This is a genomic window from Nostoc sp. UCD121 (genome assembly GCF_014222285.1).
Taxonomy (GTDB): Bacteria; Cyanobacteriota; Cyanobacteriia; order Cyanobacteriales; family Nostocaceae; genus Nostoc.
Genome location: NZ_JACKZS010000455.1, coordinates 1 through 1,478 on the forward strand (window position 1 = coordinate 1; position 1,478 = coordinate 1,478).

The 1,478-nt window shown below is 44.8% G+C and carries 1 protein-coding gene and 1 pseudogene; both read right to left on the bottom strand.

Annotated features, from left to right (window positions below):
- Nucleotides 1-186 (bottom strand): annotated as a pseudogene (locus GNF10_RS36810) (hypothetical protein); the annotation flags it as partial.
- Nucleotides 183-1,451, bottom strand: a complete 1,269-nt coding sequence (locus tag GNF10_RS36815) for a ParM/StbA family protein (RefSeq protein ID WP_185582157.1) — start codon at nucleotides 1,449-1,451, stop codon at nucleotides 183-185. The gene GNF10_RS36815 and the pseudogene GNF10_RS36810, both read right to left, overlap by 4 nt.
- Nucleotides 1,452-1,478 lie beyond the last annotated feature (27 nt).

Below are 1,478 nucleotides of genomic sequence, written 5' to 3' on the forward strand. Positions count from 1 at the left end.
TGTAAAATTACCGCTCGAATATCGCGCCACTGGCAAGAAAGCAGCCACCAAGATATCAGCCATCTTACGCTGTGCCTCATCCTTGGGCAACGAGTTCAAGTAATCAACCACCTCCGCTAAAACATCACCCTCATAAGGTTGAAGCCGCAAACTCAAAGACTTGCGTTTCTTTTTGCTTTGGTTCATTGACTTGTCTCCATCCCCAACAAATAATCAAACATCCCAAAGCAGTCCACCAAACGCGCTGACGTACTATACCTGTACGTTTGCTCTTCATCTAAATTAAAAGTTTCTTGCACCTGAGTTATAAAACCGCTACCCCAAACCATCGGTATCATTGGCAATTTGTCGTCTTTGGGGATGTATTCACCAGTTCTCTCGTAAACACTGCTATACGTATCTATTTTCTTGAGTTGCCATGCACAATTAAAATACTTCTCTAACTCAACTTCTACATGGTAAGCAGCGCCCCCACCGATGATTACCTCGTTCAACGGTCTGGGTAATATTTTGTCCATCCACCGCAATAGATTATCCCAATATTGGGCTGTTGCCACTCTAATTGCATCAGCAATATGAGAAATTTCTTTTTGTCTTAAAGTGGGGTCTTTCGCACTTGCTAGGGCTTGTATTCGGTCAAAAGTTATCCAATCAGGGCGTGCCGAGCAATTACGGTCTTTGCTGTAGACCTTATTAATAATCGTGTAGCGTGCATCAAATATTGCCGAAGATAAACGCTCTCGGTCTAAACCGCTAGTCATATCCAGCACGATATCCAGCATATTGGCAAAGCCCAACAGTGGACTATCCCCCAGCTTCAGTTGCCCCCGGTCAAAATAAAGTGCTGTCGTGTTCCTGTGACCAAACATCAACACCGCCAGTTGGGAAGTGCGTAACCAGTCTACCCCCTGCTGTTTGATTCGCAGTGCTGCTAATCCCCCACCTTCAGGACGGCACAAGAAACGCTCTAAGTTCACCTTTAAATATTGTTTGCGTACCGTAAAATTAGCCAGCATCACCCGTAACTGTTCTTCAAAGCGGCGGCGATCGCTGTACTCATTCCACGGCAGAAGTAACGCCAACTCCAAGTTAATTTGTTTTTTCGCTGTCACCTTTACGTTGCTCAGTTCAACAATTAAGCCAACAGCACTCAATACTTTCCACAAGGCATTCTCATATTTGAGTTCCTTAATGCGGTCAAGCGGATCAAAGTTAGCCGCGAACTCACCCAACACCACCACTCTGTTATTCCACTCAACCCACAGTTGTTGGTCTGGTGAGGGGCTACCAATCCAGCCCAAGCGTTCCATGAAAAAATTGAGTTTATCCTTAGTAATCTCTTCTATCGCTGGTGGCAGCAGAACATAATTTGGTTTAGTCTGGTCATCCACTTGATAAATTATCTTAGTTTGCGACCCACCAACGTCCACGCTGAGGTAAATGTCAGTCATGCAAATAGCTGGTTAAAACGATGATCT